Raw genomic sequence first — 1,446 nt, forward strand, 5'->3', positions numbered from 1 at the left:
TGAAGTGACCCCTAAAAGTTAGACACGGTTATTTGATTTAGGCTGCTTGGGTAAACTGAGTTCGGTATTGTACCGGACTCAGTTTTAATTTTGCCTTAATTCGTTTCGTGTTGTAATACGTTATATAGTTTTCGAGTTCCAATTTAAAATGCTCAACACTTTCGAACTCCTTTAAATAAAGGAATTCCGATTTCAATATCCCAAAGAAATTCTCCATTACCGAGTTGTCATAACAGTTGCCTTTACGTGACATACTTTGCACAATGCCTTTTGATGCAAGTGCGTGACGGTATTGCTTCATTTGATAATGCCAGCCTTGATCGGAATGCATCAGTAATTGGCGTTCCTCTGGTAACTTCTCTAATGCTTTCTCCAACATTTCTGAAACAAGTGAATACGTTGGTCGATAACCAATTGTGTAAGTAATAATCTCTCCGTTAAATAAGTCTAGAACAGGAGATAAATAGAGTTTTTCACCAAACAATTTAAACTCTGAAATATCTGTTACCCACTTTTCATTAGGGGCTTCAGCTGTAAAATTTCGGTCTAAAATATTCGGTGCGATTTTACCGACTGTCCCTTTATATGATTTATACTTTTTCATTCTGACTACGCATTTTAAATTAAGTGTTTTCATGATACGTTGTACCTTCTTATGATTCACTCTTCGTCCACGATTTGCGAGTTCATCACGAACGCGACGGTATCCGTAACGGCCTTCATGTTCGTTATAGATGGATTGAATTTCGGCCTTTAAGTCGGTATCTGGATCTGGACGATTCAGTTTCTTCACTAAGTCATAATAGGTACTACGTGGAATCTGTGCGAATGCGACAAGTGCCTTCACCGAGTATTTATGCCTTAATTCATAGATGACCTTTACTTTGTCTTCTTTGGTGATGTGTCCTTGGCTTGAACTAAGGCGTTCAACTTTTTTAAATACTCGTTTTCCATTTCAAGCTGCTTGATACGAGCTTGAAGCGCTTCTGGTGAGCCTTCTACTGGTGTTTGTTTTGGTTGTTTATTGGTTTCTTTTTTCATGGATGGACGCCCCTTTTTCTTTGATTGAAGGGCATCGAATCCTTTCGTTTCAAACTGTTTTCGCCAATGAATAATGGACGATGGAGCTGCTATACCAAAGATAGCCGCTGTTTCTATTAAGGACGTACCGTGTTCAATCATGAAGTTTAGTACGTCTAGTTTAAACTGTGCTGTGTAGTTTGTATACGATTTTATAAACGCCTTTACACCGTTATATTCATATTGCTTAGCCCAATTAAGAATTGCCTTATGATCTGTCCCAATCGATTTAGCAATTTCATGTGAACTTTCTTTGCCTTCTAAGTATCGTAAAGCTGCTTGTAATTTTTCCTCTGCACTATATTTAGCCATAAAAAAAATGCACCTCCAATTGTTAGATGTGTCTAACAATTGGGGTGCAGTTCA

1 protein-coding gene is annotated in these 1,446 nt (G+C 37.9%); it reads right to left on the reverse strand.

The annotated features are described in order from the left end of the window. Window positions 1–37: 37 nt before the first annotated feature. Window positions 38–1,392, reverse strand: a protein-coding gene (locus RCJ95_RS23720) for an IS3 family transposase (RefSeq protein WP_369578567.1) whose coding sequence is annotated in 2 segments (ribosomal slippage) — window positions 38–939 and window positions 939–1,392 — 1,356 coding nt in all. Because the reading frame shifts where the segments join, the coding sequence is not laid out codon by codon here. Between the last annotated feature and the right edge of the window lie 54 nt (window positions 1,393–1,446).

The sequence above is a fragment of the Lysinibacillus sp. BSL11 genome (assembly GCF_052928325.1).